The organism is Achromobacter sp. T5-5, assembly GCF_055397965.1.
Genome location: NZ_AP027919.1, coordinates 2,456,253 through 2,470,804, shown reverse-complemented (window position 1 = coordinate 2,470,804; position 14,552 = coordinate 2,456,253). Strand labels below are relative to the sequence as shown.

The window sequence follows — 14,552 nt, the reverse complement described above, 5'->3', positions numbered from 1 at the left end:
TTTAAAAATTGCCACTGAGAGGACCCCCCGCGGCCCCCGGCCTGCGGGAACATGAAGTGAAGTACGCCCAAGGACAACCCATGGCGGACCAGGTGATCAATTGGCTGCTGCTGCTGCGCTCCGGCAAGGCGACGGCCCAAGACTACAACGACTTTCTGGCTTGGCGAGCGGCCGACCCTGTCCATGAGAACGCCTGGCAGCAATTGACCGGCACTCTGGCGGGATCGTCGTTTGGCCGGCTTGGCGACGCCTACGCCACCGGCAGCGGGGCGGGTGCCCCCCAACCGTTGATCCCTCCTCCGCCGACCCTCGTGCCGCCGCGCCGCCGTTTCCTGGCAGGCACGCTTGCGCTCGTCGGTACCGGCGCCTGCGCCGCCTATGTCGGCAATGCCTTCTACCCCCTGAACAACGTGGCCGCCGACGCCGCCACCGCCACGGGAGAACGCCGCCGCTACCTGCTGTCGGACGGCAGCCAACTCTTGCTGGACGCCCGCAGCCGCGTCAACCTCGATTTCACGCCCGCATACAGGCAGGTCCGGCTGCTCGACGGCGCGGTCACGGTGTCCGTGGCGCCCGACGCCCGGCGCCCCTTCCTGGTCCAGACCGCGCAGGGCACGGTACGTGCCCTGGGCACGCGCTACATGGTGCGCCAGCAGGCCCAGCGCACGGTGGTGGTGGTCCACGAACACGAAGTCGAGGTCGAGACCATGTCGGGCGCGCACGGCACCGTTCGCGCCGGCACCGGCGCCCGCTTCGACAACGCCCGGATGGACACCCCGCGCGCCGAGCTCATGGCCGAGGCCGCCTGGGAATCCGGCTGGGTCGAAGCCCGCGGCCGTCCGCTGGCCGAGGTCGTCGCCGCCTTGCGCCCCTACCGCAGCGGCTCGCTGCGCGTCTCCATGGCGGCCGGCGGATTGCCCGTGTCCGGCCATTTCCCGCTTGACGACACCGACGCGGCGCTGGACAGCCTGCAGGACCAGATGCCCATCCAGGTGCGCCGGTTTACACCCTGGTTCGTGTCGATCAACGTCGCCGCCTGACAACGGCAACGCGGGGCGGCATGCCGCCGGGCCCGCTTCCGTTGTATAATCCGCACGGTGTTTTTATCCAGTGTTTTTACCCAGTAGGCGCCGCGCACTTTCCTCAAGGTTTCAAGAGGATCAGACGCAAGGGTTCTCCAACCCGGGAATTCTTCCCAGCAGCGCCCTCCCGCCCGGTTGACGGGCGCTCCATCGGTCAAAGCAACATTAAAAGCTTGCATTCCCCTCGGGACTTGCTACAATGTTCGACTTTGCCGAATTCAACTTACAAAGCAACATGGCCAATACCGCCCAAGCCCGCAAGCGCGCTCGCCAATCCGTTGAGCGCAACAAGCACAATTCCAGCCTGCGCTCGATGCTGCGCACCGCCATCAAGCGCGTTCGCCAATCCATCGCCGCTGGCGATAAGGCTGCGGCTGGCGAAGTGTTCCAGAAGGCCACCAGCGTGATCGATCGCGTGGCTGACAAGAACATCATCCACAAGAACAAGGCCGCTCGCCACAAGAGCCGCCTGGCTGCCGCCATCAAGGCGCTGGCCTAAGCCATTCTGCCGCCCCGCTTTCGGGGCGTCACGAATACGGCAAATAAAGAAGGATGCCCACGGGCATCCTTTTTTGCTGTCTGCGCGCTGCGGGCGCACCATCGGCGCCCGCCCTGCCCATCCCGCTACGTACCCTCCTCTGCCGCGAGCCTGGCTTCGATGGCGGCGGCGGCCTCGCGCAGCGAGGCCATGAAGGCGACGACGGGCGGATTGCCTGGCCGGTGTTCCGGAAACACCACGTTGACGCGGAACGGAAACGAACGCGTCAACGGCCGGATGTGCAGCCCGCGCCCGGCAAAATCCAGCGCCGTGAGCGGATTCACGATGGCCAGCCCGAGTCCCTGACGCACGAACGTGCAGACGGACACCGCGGTGGGGGTTTCGACGATGGATCGGGGCAGCACGCCCGCCTGGCCGAAGGCTTCGTCGATCTGGATGCGGTAAGGGTCGCTGGCGGACAGGCTGACGAAGGCCTGGCCTTCGAAATCCTGCAGGTCCAGCGCCATCCGGGCCAGAAGCGGATGGCCGTCCGGCAGCACGCAGACCTCGTCCACCTCCAGCAACAGTTCCAGCCGCGTGCCTGCGGGCGCCGTATCGTGCTCGGTGAGGCCCAGGTCATAGCGCTGCGCGGTCAGCCACTCTTCCAGCAGCGGCGATTCCTGTGTTTCCACGGACAGGCTCACGCCGGGATGACGGCCATGGAAGCGCCGGAACGCATCGGGCAGGATGGAATGGGAAAACGCGGGCAAGGTGATCACCGACAATTGCCCTTCTCGGAAGGCTCTTAGGCGAACGGCGGCGGATGCCACCCGTTCCAGGCCGGCGTAGGACTGTCGCACCTCTTCAAAGAGCGCCAGCGCCGGCATCGTGGGCCGCAGGCGCCCTGCGATGCGCTCGAACAACGCAAAGCCGATGGTCTGCTCCATGCGGGCCAGTTCGCGGCTCACGGTTGGCTGCGAGGTGCTGAGCAGGTCGGCCGCCTTGGTCACGCTGCCAGTGATCATCACCGCGCGGAAGACTTCGATGTGTCGATGCGTCAGCATCGCTCACCCCATATCAGGAATGAATGGATCTGGAAAATCAAAGCATTTTACTGGATGAGCCGCTTTAGGCATCATGCCGCCTTTGCTTCCATTTCCTCAAGGTTCCGACACGCCATGGCTTTCGATCCGCGCCAACTCACCCAACTTGCCGCCGAACATGGCACGCCGCTCTGGGTGTACGACGCCGCCGTCATCCGCGAACGCATCGCGCAACTGCGCCGCTTCGACACGATCCGCTACGCCCAGAAGGCGTGCTCCAACCTGCACATCCTGCGCCTGATGCGCGCGGAAGGCGTGGTGGTGGATGCGGTGTCCCTTGGCGAAATCGAGCGCAGCCTGGCCGCCGGTTTCGACCCGCGCAGCGAGCCGGAAGGCATCGTCTTCACGGCCGACCTCATCGACCACGTCACGCTGGCGACCGCGCTCAAGCACGGCATCACCGTGAACGCCGGCTCCCTGGACATGCTGTCGCGCGTGGGCCAGGCCTCGCCCGGCCATCGCGTCTGGCTGCGCATCAACCCGGGCTTCGGGCACGGCCACAGCAACAAGACCAACACCGGCGGCCCGCAAAGCAAGCACGGCATCTGGATCGGGGACGTGGCCGAGGCGGTCGCCATCGTCCGGCGCCACGGGCTCAAGCTGGTCGGCGTGCACATGCATATCGGGTCGGGCGTCGACTACGGCCACCTGTCCAGCGTGTGCGATGCGATGGTGGACGTGGTGAAGTCGCTGGACCACGACATCGAGGCCATTTCCGCGGGCGGCGGCCTGTCGATTCCGTACCGCGACGGCGAACCGCGCATCGATTGCGACCACTACTTCGAGCAATGGGATGCCGCACGCCAGCGCATCGCGCAGTATCTTGGCCACGCCATCCGGCTGGAGATCGAACCGGGGCGCTTTCTCATCGCCGAATCCGGCGCGCTCGTCGCCGAAGTGCATGCGATCAACCGGCGGCCGGAGCGCGACTTTGCGCTGGTCGATGCGGGCTTCAATGACCTGATGCGGCCGGCCATGTATGGCAGCTATCACAGGATCTCGGTGCATGCGCCGGACGGCAGCGTGCCGCAGGACGCGCCCGAGACGCGCATCGCGGTGGCCGGCCCGCTGTGCGAGTCCGGCGACGTGTTCACCCAGAATGAAGGCGGCGTCATGTCCGACCAATTGCTGCCGCGCCCGCGCATCGGCGACTTCATGGTGTTTCACAACGCGGGCGCCTACGGCTCGTCGATGTCCTCGAACTACAACAGCCGGCCGCTGGCGCCGGAGGTGCTGCTGGACAAGGGCGAGGCGCGGCTGATCCGCCGCCGCCAGACCATTGCCGAATTGCTGGCGCTGGAAGCCTGAGGCGTCCGATCGCCTTGCCCCGAGGGCCGGACACGTCGAATGTCCGGCCGGGCGCGGGGCTTGCCGCCAGCGCCCGCCACAGCGCGGGCCATGGCGCGCGCCATGGCGCGCGACCTGCTAGGTCGGAAACGCCTCGCGCAAGGCGAAGGTGGCCTGCTTGAACACCCCCAGGTCGGTTCCGACCGCCACGAAGTGCATGCCCATGTCCAGATAGCGGCGCGCGTCGGCGTGGACCGGCGCGAGAATGCCCACGGCCTTGCCCTGCGCCGTCACGCGCTGGTAGAGATGACGGATCGTTTCCTGCACCTCGGGGTGGCCCGGATTGCCGATATGGCCCAGCGCCGCGGCCAGGTCGGACGGGCCGATGAACACGCCGTCCACGCCTTCGACCGAGGCGATCTCGTCCACGGCTTCGATCCCCGGCCGGCTTTCGATCTGCAGCAGCACGCAGATGTTGTCGTTGATCGTCTGCAGGTAGTTGGGCACCGTTCCGTAACGGTTGCTGCGCTGCGCGCCCGCGACGCCGCGCATGCCTTGCGGCGGATAGCGCGTGGCAGCCACCGCGCGGCGCGCGTCCTCTTCGGATTCGATGAAGGGAATCAACAGGTTGTAGAACCCGATATCCAGCAGCCGCTTGATCTCGACCGGGTCGTTCCAGGACGGGCGTCCGACGGCGGCGCTGGCGCTGCCCTGCAGGGCCTGGAGCTGTTGCAGGAACATCGGCACTTCATTGGGCGAATGCTCGCCGTCCAGGAGCAGCCAGTCGAAATCCGCCAGCCCGACGAGTTCGGCGGTGATGTGGCTGGACATGCACATCCAGAATCCGATGAGGCGCTCGCGGGCCAGGATGCGTTGCCGGAAGCGATTGGGTAGAGGGGAGTTCATTGCCGCCTTCGTGTCAGGAATAACAGGAAAATTGCCGCTGATGGGATGGCCGGACCGTCGGTGACGGGGTGCGGCCATCCCGGTCAGTGGATTTCGGGCTCGCCCGCGGGCGCCGCGCGCTCCTCGGACTGAAGAAAATCGAAGTCGCAGCCGGTGTCCGCCTGGCCGATGTGCTTGAGATACAGGACGCCATATCCGCGCTCGAAACGCGGCGGCGGCGCCTGCCAGGCGGCGCGGCGCTCGGCCAGTTCCGCGTCCGGGACCAGCAGGTCCAGCCGGCGGTTGGGCACGTCGAGCGCGATCCGGTCCCCGTCCCGCACCAACGCCAGCGGGCCGCCCACATAGGCTTCGGGCGCGACGTGCAGCACACAGGCGCCGTAGCTGGTGCCGCTCATGCGCGCATCCGAGATGCGCACCATGTCGCGCACGCCTTGCTTGAGCAGTTTCTGCGGAATCGGCAACTGCCCCCATTCGGGCATGCCGGGCGCGCCTTGCGGCCCGGCGTTCTGCAGCACGATGACGCTGTCGGCATCCACGTCCAGATCCGGGTCGTCGATGCGCGCGGCCATGTCGTTGTAGTCCTTGAACACGACGGCGCGCCCCGTATGCACCTGCAGGCGCGCTTCCATGGCGGGCGGCTTGATCACCGCCCCATCGGGCGCGAGATTGCCGCGCAGCACCGCCAGGCCATCGCGTTCGATGAGCGCCTGCGCGCGCGGGCGGATCACGTCTTCGTTGAAGACGCGCGCGCCCGCGATGTTCTCGCCCAGCGTGCGTCCGTCCACCGTGCGCTGCGTCGTGTCCAGCAGGTCGCCAAGCTGCGCCAGCAGCGCGCGCAGGCCGCCCGCGTAGTAGAAGTCTTCCATCAGGTACTTGCCTGCCGGGCGCAGGTTGGCCAGAACCGGCGTGGTGCGCGCCAGATGATCGAAACGATCCAGGTCCAGGCCGAAGCCGCTGCGGCGCGCCATGGCGATCAGGTGCACCACGGCGTTGGTCGACCCCGCCAGCGCCAGCACGGTGCGCACCGCGTTGTCGTACGAAGCCGCGGTCAGCAGGTCCGACGGCTTCAGGTCTTCCCAGACCATCTCGACGATGCGCTTGCCCGTCAGGCTGGCCATCTGGGCATGGCGCGAATCCGGCGCGGGGATCGACGAGGCGCCCGACAGGCACAGGCCGAGGGCCTCGACCGCACCCGTCATGGTGGACGCCGTGCCCATCGTCATGCAGTGGCCCGGCGACCGCGCAATGCCGTCCTCCACGCCCTGCCAATCTTCTTCGGTGATATTGCCGGCCCGCAACTCGGCCCAGTATTTCCAGGTGTCGGAGCCCGATCCCAGCGTGTTGCCATTCCAGTTGCCGCGCAGCATGGGGCCGGCCGGCACGAAGATCGTGGGCAGGTCCATCGACACCGCGCCCATGATGAGCGCGGGCGTGGTCTTGTCGCAGCCGCCCATCAGCACGCAACCGTCGGCCGGATACGAGCGCAGCAGCTCCTCGGTCTCCATGGCGAGCAGGTTGCGGTAGAGCATCGTCGTGGGCTTCTGGAAGGGCTCGGAAAGGCTCATCGCCGGCATTTCCACCGGAAAGCCGCCCGCCTGCCAGATGCCGCGCTTGACCTCTTCGACGCGCTGCTTGAAGTGGCTGTGACAGGGGTTGATGTCGCTCCAGGTGTTGATGATGGCGATGACCGGCTTGCCGGCGTAATCGGAGCGGTGATAGCCCATCTGGGCGGTGCGCGACCGGTGGCCGAAGGACCGCAGGTCCTTCACGCCGTACCAGCGGTGGCTGCGCAGGTCTTCGGGTTTCTTGCGCTTGTCGGAATGGCTCATGTCTCGTTTCCTCTGCTCTTGGGCGGGGTCAATGCATGTTCATACCATAAGACGCCGAATCAGACGCCGAATCAGGCGGGATCCAGCAGGTACGGCGTGCCGGCGCGCTCGCAGATGCCGCGCAGGCGCTCGGCCAATGCCGCGGAAATCGGGATGCCCTCGCGCAGCCGGCGCGCGCGCTCGGCGGCTTCGGGCTCGCCCGCCACCAGCACGGGCTCGGACGGATCGGCCGGAGGCGTGTCGTGCATCGCGTCGATCATGTCGTCCATGTCGGATTCGAAGGAACCCGAGGCGCGGAAGGCATCGGGATTGAGCGCAAGAAAAAAATGGCCGACGTCGTCGGGTTCGCCGGGACGGCGCGTGGCCGCGCGCCGGGCCGCGAACGCGCTGCCGCTGAGCGTGCCGCCCAGGATCTGCGCCATCATCGCCAGCCCGTAGCCTTTGTGGCTGCTCATGGCGGACGTGCCGCCCAGCGGCGTGAGCCCGCCTTCGGGATGCTTGAAGATGAATTGCATGGCGGCGTTCGAGTCGGTGACCGGCGTGCCCTGCCCGTCCACCGCCCAGCCCGGCGGCAGGGGCTTGCCCAGGAAGTCGTAGACCTTGACCTTGTTGGCCGCCACGGTCGTGGTGGCCATGTCCAGCACGAAGGGTTCGTTGTAGGCGGCCGGCGCGCCGAAGGCGATGGGGTTGGTGCCCAGCATCGGCATCGCGCCGCGCGTGGGCACCATGATGACGCCGTTGGCGCTGCTGGTGACCAGTCCCACCACGCCGCGTTCCACGGCGATACGCGCGTACACGCCCGCCGCGCCGAAATGATGCGAATTGCAGACGGAGACAGCGCCCACGCCGTGTTCCAGCGCCTTGTCCACCGCCAGGTTCATGGCCTGGGCGGCGACCGGATAGCCCAGTCCGCCCATGCCGTCGATCAACGCGCTGGCGCCGCCGTCGCGCACCACGCGAGCGCGCGCGTCGAGCCGCAGCGTGCCCGCGCGCCACTTTTCCTCGTACGCGGGCAACATCGAAATGCCGTGCGAATCGATGCCCAGAAGATCCGTGCGCGCCATCAGGCCCGCCGTCGTATGGGCCAGGTCCTCGGCCATGCCCCAGGCCATCAGCACCTGCAAAATCTGTTCGCGCACCTGCTCCACCGGCACGGCCGTGACGCTTGCTCCGTTCCCTGGCACTGTCTGTCTCCTGTTGTCGTTGTGGGGTGGCGGGCTGCGGCAACGGCCTCAGTCTCGGTCGCGATCGACCAGCCTGTGCCGGGCCTGGCCCAGATGGAATTGCATGGCGACGCGCGCGCGCTCGCCGTCCTGTTCGCGGATGGCGTCCAGGATGGTGGCGTGCTCGTCCACGACGCGCTGCGCGCGCTGGCGCGAGCCGGTGCGCGTCAGGTTGAGCGTGAGCCGCATGAAGCCGCTGATGGATTCATGGATGCTTTCCAGCACGCCCAGGTAGAAGTCGTTGCCGCTCGCCTCGGCGATGCTGGCGTGGAATGCGAGGTCCGCTTCCGCGGACACCTGTCCGCTTGCCAGCGTGGCGGCGAAGGCCGCATGGGCCTCGGCGATCCTGGCGAGTTGTTCGTCGGTGCGCCGCAACGCCGCCAGGCGGGCCGCGTCGCCTTCGAGCGCCACGCGGACTTCCTGGGCGCGCAGGTAGGCGCCCACATTCTGCACGTCATTGAAGGCCTTCAGGCGCGGCGCGGGCTGATGGCTCACGAACGTGCCCAAGCCCTGATGCGCGGTGATGAGGCCATCGGCGCGCAGCCGCAGCAAGGCCTCGCGCACCACCGGCCGCGACACGCCGTGGCGTTCGGATATTTCGTTTTCGGACGGCAGCTTGTCGCCGACGTTCAGCCCGCCGGACACGATCTGTTCGAAGATCTGGCCGTAAAGCTGGTCCGCCAGCCGCACCCGGTGGCCGCGCTCCAGCGCCGGCGCGGCGGGCAGCGCCGGCTCGTCGGGCGCGTGCGGCGCGGGCTGCGGGGATGCTTTGGGTCGAGCCACGTAACCTCCTGGTAGTAGGGCCTGTCCACGCGCGGGGAACAGGCCCTGGGCACTGCGGCGACGCGCGGACGGCGCTCATCGTACCGTCATTGCGCCTCGCCCGCGACGCGGCCAGGCCGCACCGCGTCGGCTCACGCCGTGGCGGCCTCGCGGTCCCAGGCGGCGAGCGCGCGTGCCACGGGCGCGACACGCTCGCGCTCGGTGCTCGAAATGCCAGTCAGGAGCGGCAGCATCGGCCCCATGTCCGCCACGCCGGACAGCGTCACGGCGTCGTGCAGCACGCGAATCGGGCTGATGCTGTCGCGGCAGTCTTCCAGCCCGAGGTACTGCTCGCGCACGGCCTCCGCTTCATCGTAGCGGCCCTCGCGCAGCAGATGCAGCAGACGCATTGACCCGCGCGGCGCCACGCACACCGAACCCGAGGTAAAGCTCTTGAGCCCGAATTCGCGGTAGTGGACGATGGCGGGGCGCTCGCCGATGCCGCTCACGACCCAGCGCGAATCCACGGCCTGCAACAGGGCCGACAGGTAGGCATCCTCGGCGGGATCGTCGCGCACGACCGCGTACTTGAAGGCCACCAGGCGTCCTTCCTCGATGAGGCGCGCCGCGGTTTCCGGGGCCAGGTAGTCGGCCGACTTGATGTACACGACGGCCGGCTTGCCCAATGCATCCGTGAAGCGGCGCACGCCGTCGGCCAGTCCGGCGTCGGTGTACGGAAAGGACATGGGCAGCAGCATCGCCGTCGGGAAGGCGCGCGAACGCAGGATCGCGGCCTGGTCCATCATCTTGCCGTAGTCGGGGCCGACCGAAGGCAGGATCCACGTGTCCGCGCCCGCCAGGCCGGCCAGCATGTCCACGATGCGCGCGTATTCGCTCACGCCCACGTTGTAGAAGTTGGCGTTGCCGCCGTACATGACGTTGCGCACGCCGCCCGCTTCCAGGTGGCCCAGCAGCGTCTTGTTGGCCGCCTCGTTCAGCGACAGGTCGGCGTTGCGCGCCAGGGGCGGCACGGCGATGACCGAACGCTGCAGGTCCTGGACGGTGACCGGGGAAGTTTTCATGGACGGGCTCCTGGCTGATGGGGTGAATGCGGTTGAATGCGGTTGGATGCGGGTGAATCCGGATGGATCCGGTTGATCGCGCTTGTCAGATAAGTGGGGTGAAAAAAGTATACTTGGTTGACAAGCAATAGCTCAATACCTATATTTGTTTTACAAGTTGATCGGCAGCATCCAGTCGCATGAGGCGCGGGCCGCATGCGGCTTCAAGCTCCCGGCACGCCGGGAGCGGAATACCCCCAGAAACGATGCGCGGCCACGCGCACACCGAGGAGACGAATTCCATGCATGCAGCCCCTGTGCGAGGCCGGTTCTTTGCGGCCGCCCTGCTGACGGCCACCGCCTTTGTCCTGCCGGCCGCGCCGGCGCTAGCGGACTACCCCGAGCGCGAAGTCAGGATCGTCGTGCCCTTCCCCGCGGGCGGCACGGCGGACATTGCCGCGCGCGTCGTGGCGGCGGAACTGGGCAAGCGCTGGAACAAGCCCGTGGTCGTGGACAACAAGGCCGGCGCGGGCGGCAACGTCGGGACGGCCGAAGCCGCCCGCGCCGCCCCCGACGGCTATACCCTGCTGATGGGCACGGTCAGCACGCACGCCATCAACCAGTCCGTCTACGCCAAGCTGCCCTATGACCCCGTCAAGGATTTCGTGCCGGTGACGCTGGTGATCCCGGTACCCAACATCCTGGAGCTCAACCCCAAGTTCGCCGACAAGCACGATATCCGCACCGTGGCGGACCTGATCAAATACCTGAAAGCCAATCCGGGCAGCGTCAACATGGCGTCCACCGGCAATGGCACGTCCACGCACCTGTCGGGCGAACTGTTCCAGAGCATGACCGGCACGCGCATGACCCATGTTCCCTATAAAGGGAGCAGTCCCGCGCTGACCGATGTGATGGCCGGGTCGGCCGACCTGATCTTCGACAATCTTCCGTCTTCCATGGGATTCATCAAAGGCGGCAAGCTGCGTCCGCTGGCCGTGACCACGCCCCAGCGGTCGCCGGCGCTGCCCGACGTGCCCACGATGGCCGAGGCCGGCGTGAAGGGGTACGAGGCATCGAGCTGGTTCGGCCTGCTGGCCCCGGCCGGCACGCCGCCGGACATCGTCCAGAAGGTCCAGGGCGACGTGGCCGCCGCCTTGCAGCAGGAGTCCGTGCGCGCACAGCTCCAGGCCCAGGGCGCGACGCCATCGGGCAACACGCCCGCTCAATTCAAGCAGTTCATGGCCCAGGAAACCGTCAAGTGGGCCGACGTTGTGAAGAAATCCGGCGCCAAGGTCGACTGACCCGGCGCCGATCCGGGCCCGTGCGCAACGCGTGAGCGGCGGGCTCTTCATCATTACGCGAACCAGGAGACACCATGAACAAACTGATCAGCGCCGTATTCGCGGCGGGCGCCATTGTGCTTGGGTCGCCGGCAGCCCACGCTGCCGGTTACCCAGAAAAGCCCGTGACCATGATCGTGCCCTTCGTGCCCGGCGGGTCGTCCGACATCACCGCGCGTTCGGTCACGCCGGCGCTGTCGAAGATCCTGGGACAGACCTTCGTGGTCGAGAACAAGCCCGGCGCCAACAGCGCCATCGGCGCGCAGGCGCTGGCCCGTTCCACGCCCGACGGCTACACCATGATGGTGGGATCCATCGGCACCTTCGCCATCAATGAGGCCCTGTACAAGAACCTGGCCTACAACCCGAGCAAGGACTTCACATACCTGACGCAGGCGGTCCGCAATCCCAACGTGCTGGTCGCGGCCACGTCCTTCCCCGCCAACACGGTGGCCGAACTGGTCGACTACGCAAAGAAGAATCCCAACCGCGTGTCGTACGCCTCGTCGGGCACGGGTTCGTCGGATCACCTGTCGGCCGTGCTGTTCCGCCAGCGCACGCAAAGCACCGGCGTCGACGTGCCTTACAAGGGCGGCGGCGCGGCCATCGCCGACCTCATCGGCGGACAGGTCAACGTGTCCTTCCAGAACCTGGGCGCGGTGCAGAATCACATCAAGGCGGGCAAGCTCAAGGCGCTGGCGATCACCGGCGACACCCGCGCCAAGGACCTGCCCGACGTGCCCACGCTGGCCGAGACCGGCATCAAGGACATGGTCGTGTATTCCTGGCAGGGTTTTGCCGTGCCCAAGGGCACGCCGCAGGCCGTCGTGGACAAGCTGGCCGATGCCCTGCGCACCGCCCTGCGCGAGCCGAAGACCGAGCAGACGCTGCAGGGCCTGGGCTTCGAAGTGGTGGCCAACACGCCGCAGCAGTTTGCCGATTTCCAGCAGGCGGAAGTCAAGCGCTGGAAGGACGTGATCCAGAAAGCCAACATCCAGCTGGAATGAAGCGTGGGATAGTCCGCGCGGCCCCGGGTCCGATCGCCTGCGATCGCGGCCCGGGGCCTGCAAGACTCGCGCTTGAATCAAGTAGCATGAAGCCTTCGCCACCCAACCGTACGACAACATGACCACCAAGCAACGCATCATCCAGGTCGGCTCGCTGGCCGGCTCCCCTTCCGCCAACCAGCGTCTGGCCGACGGCTACGACGTCATCGAATTGTGGAAGTACCCGGATCGCAAGGCCGCCCTGGCCGAGCATGGCAAAGGCGTCACGGCCGTCGTCACGTCCGCGAATTTCGGCGCCAATGCCGAGCTCATCAACGCGCTGCCCGACCTGAAGGCCATCTGCAGCTGGGGCGTGGGCTACGAGACCATCGACGTCGAGGCGGCGCGCAAGCGCGGCGTGCTGGTGAGCAATACCCCCGACGTGCTGACCGACTGCGTGGCGGACCTGGCCTGGGGCCTGCTGATCGCGGGCGCCCGCCGCATGGGCCAGGGCGAACGCTTCGTGCGCGCCGGCCAATGGGGGCAGGTGCACGGCAGCATTCCCCTGGGCCTGCGCGTCAGCGGCAAGAAGCTGGGCATCGTCGGCCTGGGCCGCATAGGCGAAGCCATCGCCAAGCGCGGCATGGGTTTCGACATGGACGTGCGTTATCACAACCGCAGGAAGCGCGAAGACGTCTCGTACGGCTACGAAGCGTCGCTGACGGACCTTGCCAAGTGGGCCGACTTCCTGATCGTTGCCACCGTCGGCGGCCCCAGCACGCGCCACCTGGTGAACCGCGAGGTGCTCGAGGCGCTGGGTCCCAAGGGCATCATCGTCAACATCGCGCGCGGGCCGGTCATCGACGAGGCCGCGCTGGTCGCCGCCCTGGAAGCCGGCAAGCTGGGCTGCGCCGCGCTCGACGTGTTCGAGCATGAGCCCAAGGTGCCCGAGGCACTGATCAAAAGCGACAAAGCCGTGCTGCTGCCGCATATCGGCAGCGCCACCGAGGAAACGCGCCTGGCGATGGAAAACATGATGCTGGACAATCTGCGGTCGTTCTTCGAAACCGGCAGCGTGATCACGCCGGTGGAATAAACCGCGCGCGGCTTCGCGCCCCGATCCGTCGCCGCCCCGGCGGCGCGGAGGCGCGCTCGAAGCGGATACGAAAAAGCCTCTCGGCGCCCATACCGAGAGGCTTTCGACTTTCCGGCCCCCGCGTGTCCGGTCAGTCCATATTGCGCAAAGGAACGTGGGCGTTGCCGCCCGGTGCGCTTACTTCGTCGGCGCCATGGCGCCGGACTTGTTCATGCTGGCTGCGCCCGACTTGTCCGCCGCGTGCTTGGCGGAAGACTTGTCGGATTTGTGATGCTTGTGGTGCGCCTGGGACTTGGTTTCGCCGGACTTGGCGCCGGCCGCAAACGCCGAGGGCGCCGCAGCAAGGCCAAGGCACAAGGCCGAGGTGGAAAGAAACGCAGCAATGCGGGAGTGAGTCGTCATTTGGTGTACTCCTGGTTGGTGAAGGCCTGTGGCCTTTTGCCGATACGGGGCAGCAAGGTTGCCGCAATTCCCGTATGCGGTTTGAAGCTGGCCGGTCCAGAAGGTTCAACGCGGAAAAGATTTGTTGCCCGACGCTGCGCGCGCTTGCTGCCCGACGCGGCCGCCCGGCCTAACAGGACCGGGCAGCGGGCGGCCATCACCCCTCGAACGCGAGCAGCGCAACCGTTGCGAACAGCATGAGCGCGAAGCAGGCTCTCAGCTTGCGTTCAGGAAGCCGGTACGCAAGCCGCACGCCGATGGGCACGAAGATGAGGCTGCCGATGGCGAGCGGCGCGCCGATCATCCAGTTGGCCTGCCCCGCCCAGGTATACGTGATGAGCGCGATGGTGGAGCCCGGGATCACCATGCTGAGCGCGAGCGCCTGCGCGGCAGTCTGGGGCAGGCGGAAGACGGACGTGATGATGGGCACGGCCAGCACCGCGCCGCCCACGCCGAAGAATCCGCCCAACGTGCCGCACAGGATGCCCAGCACGCTCGCGCGGCGCGGCGTGAAGGCGGGCGCGGCATGCGTGGCCGGCGGCGCGCGGCGTGCGGCCGGGCGCGATGCGCGCCACGTCTGCCAGACGTAGAACAGGGCGATGAAAAAGAGGAACACCGCGAAGCTTCGGCGCAGCAGGGTCGAATCGATGCCCAGCGCCAGTTGCGCGCCCACCCACGTGAACACCACGGCGCCGGCGGCGCCCGCCAGCGCGACGCGCTTGTCGATGCGCGTCTGCTGGTTGTACTTGCGCACCGCCATCATGATGGTCGGCAGGACCATGATGAGCGCGGTGCCCTGCGCAAGCTGCTGAGACATCCCCATCAGCAGGACCAGCGCCGGAATGGCGATCAGCCCGCCTCCGATGCCCAGCACGCCCCCCATGAAACCAATCAGGCCGCCGGCGGCCAGGCATGCGGCGATAACGAACAGACTCAATGTTTGCTCCAGCAAGCG

The 14,552-nt window shown here is 67.2% G+C and carries 14 protein-coding genes; 6 read left to right on the top strand and 8 right to left on the bottom strand.

Going from position 1 to position 14,552, the window contains the following annotated elements; genetic code table 11:
* Positions 1 to 80: 80 nt before the first annotated feature.
* Together ACZ50Q_RS11105 and rpsT are read left to right on the top strand one after the other, a co-directional pair.
* Positions 81 to 1,040: a FecR domain-containing protein gene (locus ACZ50Q_RS11105; protein ID WP_092580211.1), complete on the top strand. Its 960-nt coding sequence runs from the start codon at positions 81 to 83 to the stop codon at positions 1,038 to 1,040.
* Between the two features lie 277 nt (positions 1,041 to 1,317).
* Entirely contained in the window at positions 1,318 to 1,581 is a 264-nt protein-coding gene (rpsT, locus tag ACZ50Q_RS11100) for a 30S ribosomal protein S20 (RefSeq protein WP_043542310.1), read from the top strand.
* A 125-nt stretch (positions 1,582 to 1,706) separates the two neighbouring features.
* Here rpsT and ACZ50Q_RS11095 read toward each other — a convergent pair whose 3' ends face one another.
* Entirely contained in the window at positions 1,707 to 2,624 is a 918-nt protein-coding gene (locus ACZ50Q_RS11095; protein WP_092580209.1) for a LysR family transcriptional regulator, read from the bottom strand.
* Positions 2,625 to 2,738: 114 nt separating this feature from the next.
* Here ACZ50Q_RS11095 and lysA point away from each other — a divergent pair, with 114 nt between their 5' ends.
* Complete coding sequence (gene lysA, locus ACZ50Q_RS11090; protein WP_092580207.1) at positions 2,739 to 3,971, top strand: diaminopimelate decarboxylase; 1,233 nt, start codon at positions 2,739 to 2,741, stop codon at positions 3,969 to 3,971.
* A gap of 117 nt (positions 3,972 to 4,088) precedes the next feature.
* Here the strand turns inward: lysA and garL are convergent, their stop codons facing one another.
* The 5 genes from garL to ACZ50Q_RS11065 all read right to left on the bottom strand — a co-directional run bounded on the left by garL (position 4,089) and on the right by ACZ50Q_RS11065 (position 9,752).
* A complete protein-coding gene (gene garL / locus ACZ50Q_RS11085; protein WP_076520319.1) occupies positions 4,089 to 4,856 on the bottom strand; it encodes a 2-dehydro-3-deoxyglucarate aldolase in 768 nt (255 codons plus the stop codon).
* 83 nt (positions 4,857 to 4,939) lie between these two features.
* The gene (gene araD / locus ACZ50Q_RS11080) at positions 4,940 to 6,685 is read right to left on the bottom strand and encodes an L-arabinonate dehydratase (RefSeq protein WP_464081522.1); all 1,746 of its coding nucleotides are present in this window, start codon (positions 6,683 to 6,685) and stop codon (positions 4,940 to 4,942) included.
* Between the two features lie 71 nt (positions 6,686 to 6,756).
* The gene (locus ACZ50Q_RS11075; protein ID WP_254792023.1) at positions 6,757 to 7,797 is read right to left on the bottom strand and encodes an Ldh family oxidoreductase; all 1,041 of its coding nucleotides are present in this window, start codon (positions 7,795 to 7,797) and stop codon (positions 6,757 to 6,759) included.
* Between the two features lie 120 nt (positions 7,798 to 7,917).
* Positions 7,918 to 8,634 (bottom strand): FadR/GntR family transcriptional regulator, encoded by a 717-nt coding sequence (locus ACZ50Q_RS11070; RefSeq protein WP_076522041.1) that lies wholly within the window; start codon positions 8,632 to 8,634, stop codon positions 7,918 to 7,920.
* Positions 8,635 to 8,822: 188 nt separating this feature from the next.
* Positions 8,823 to 9,752 (bottom strand): dihydrodipicolinate synthase family protein, encoded by a 930-nt coding sequence (locus tag ACZ50Q_RS11065; RefSeq protein WP_092580201.1) that lies wholly within the window; start codon positions 9,750 to 9,752, stop codon positions 8,823 to 8,825.
* A 281-nt stretch (positions 9,753 to 10,033) separates the two neighbouring features.
* On the opposite strand from ACZ50Q_RS11065, the gene ACZ50Q_RS11060 reads away from it, so the two are divergent.
* The 3 genes from ACZ50Q_RS11060 to ACZ50Q_RS11050 all read left to right on the top strand — a co-directional run bounded on the left by ACZ50Q_RS11060 (position 10,034) and on the right by ACZ50Q_RS11050 (position 13,156).
* On the top strand, positions 10,034 to 11,035 hold the full coding sequence (locus tag ACZ50Q_RS11060) for a Bug family tripartite tricarboxylate transporter substrate binding protein (protein WP_092580408.1): 1,002 nt from the start codon (positions 10,034 to 10,036) through the stop codon (positions 11,033 to 11,035).
* 74 nt (positions 11,036 to 11,109) lie between these two features.
* The gene (locus tag ACZ50Q_RS11055) at positions 11,110 to 12,081 is read left to right on the top strand and encodes a Bug family tripartite tricarboxylate transporter substrate binding protein (RefSeq protein ID WP_092580199.1); all 972 of its coding nucleotides are present in this window, start codon (positions 11,110 to 11,112) and stop codon (positions 12,079 to 12,081) included.
* A 118-nt stretch (positions 12,082 to 12,199) separates the two neighbouring features.
* Complete coding sequence (locus tag ACZ50Q_RS11050) at positions 12,200 to 13,156, top strand: 2-hydroxyacid dehydrogenase (protein WP_464081521.1); 957 nt, start codon at positions 12,200 to 12,202, stop codon at positions 13,154 to 13,156.
* Positions 13,157 to 13,333: 177 nt separating this feature from the next.
* On the opposite strand, the gene ACZ50Q_RS11045 is transcribed toward ACZ50Q_RS11050, so the two are convergent.
* Together ACZ50Q_RS11045 and ACZ50Q_RS11040 are read right to left on the bottom strand one after the other, a co-directional pair.
* On the bottom strand, positions 13,334 to 13,558 hold the full coding sequence (locus ACZ50Q_RS11045) for a hypothetical protein (RefSeq protein WP_464081520.1): 225 nt from the start codon (positions 13,556 to 13,558) through the stop codon (positions 13,334 to 13,336).
* Positions 13,559 to 13,754: 196 nt separating this feature from the next.
* A complete protein-coding gene (locus ACZ50Q_RS11040; RefSeq protein ID WP_464081519.1) occupies positions 13,755 to 14,534 on the bottom strand; it encodes a sulfite exporter TauE/SafE family protein in 780 nt (259 codons plus the stop codon).
* Positions 14,535 to 14,552 lie beyond the last annotated feature (18 nt).

Coding starts and splice junctions, on each gene's coding strand:
- ACZ50Q_RS11045 (WP_464081520.1), bottom strand. CDS start 13,558: ATGACGACTCACTCCCGCATTGCTGCGTTTCTTTCCACCTCGGCCTTG.
- ACZ50Q_RS11060 (WP_092580408.1), top strand. CDS start 10,034: ATGCATGCAGCCCCTGTGCGAGGCCGGTTCTTTGCGGCCGCCCTGCTG.
- ACZ50Q_RS11095 (WP_092580209.1), bottom strand. CDS start 2,624: ATGCTGACGCATCGACACATCGAAGTCTTCCGCGCGGTGATGATCACT.
- rpsT (WP_043542310.1), top strand. CDS start 1,318: ATGGCCAATACCGCCCAAGCCCGCAAGCGCGCTCGCCAATCCGTTGAG.
- araD (WP_464081522.1), bottom strand. CDS start 6,685: ATGAGCCATTCCGACAAGCGCAAGAAACCCGAAGACCTGCGCAGCCAC.
- garL (WP_076520319.1), bottom strand. CDS start 4,856: ATGAACTCCCCTCTACCCAATCGCTTCCGGCAACGCATCCTGGCCCGC.
- ACZ50Q_RS11075 (WP_254792023.1), bottom strand. CDS start 7,797: ATGGCCTGGGGCATGGCCGAGGACCTGGCCCATACGACGGCGGGCCTG.
- ACZ50Q_RS11055 (WP_092580199.1), top strand. CDS start 11,110: ATGAACAAACTGATCAGCGCCGTATTCGCGGCGGGCGCCATTGTGCTT.
- ACZ50Q_RS11065 (WP_092580201.1), bottom strand. CDS start 9,752: ATGAAAACTTCCCCGGTCACCGTCCAGGACCTGCAGCGTTCGGTCATC.
- lysA (WP_092580207.1), top strand. CDS start 2,739: ATGGCTTTCGATCCGCGCCAACTCACCCAACTTGCCGCCGAACATGGC.
- ACZ50Q_RS11050 (WP_464081521.1), top strand. CDS start 12,200: ATGACCACCAAGCAACGCATCATCCAGGTCGGCTCGCTGGCCGGCTCC.
- ACZ50Q_RS11105 (WP_092580211.1), top strand. CDS start 81: ATGGCGGACCAGGTGATCAATTGGCTGCTGCTGCTGCGCTCCGGCAAG.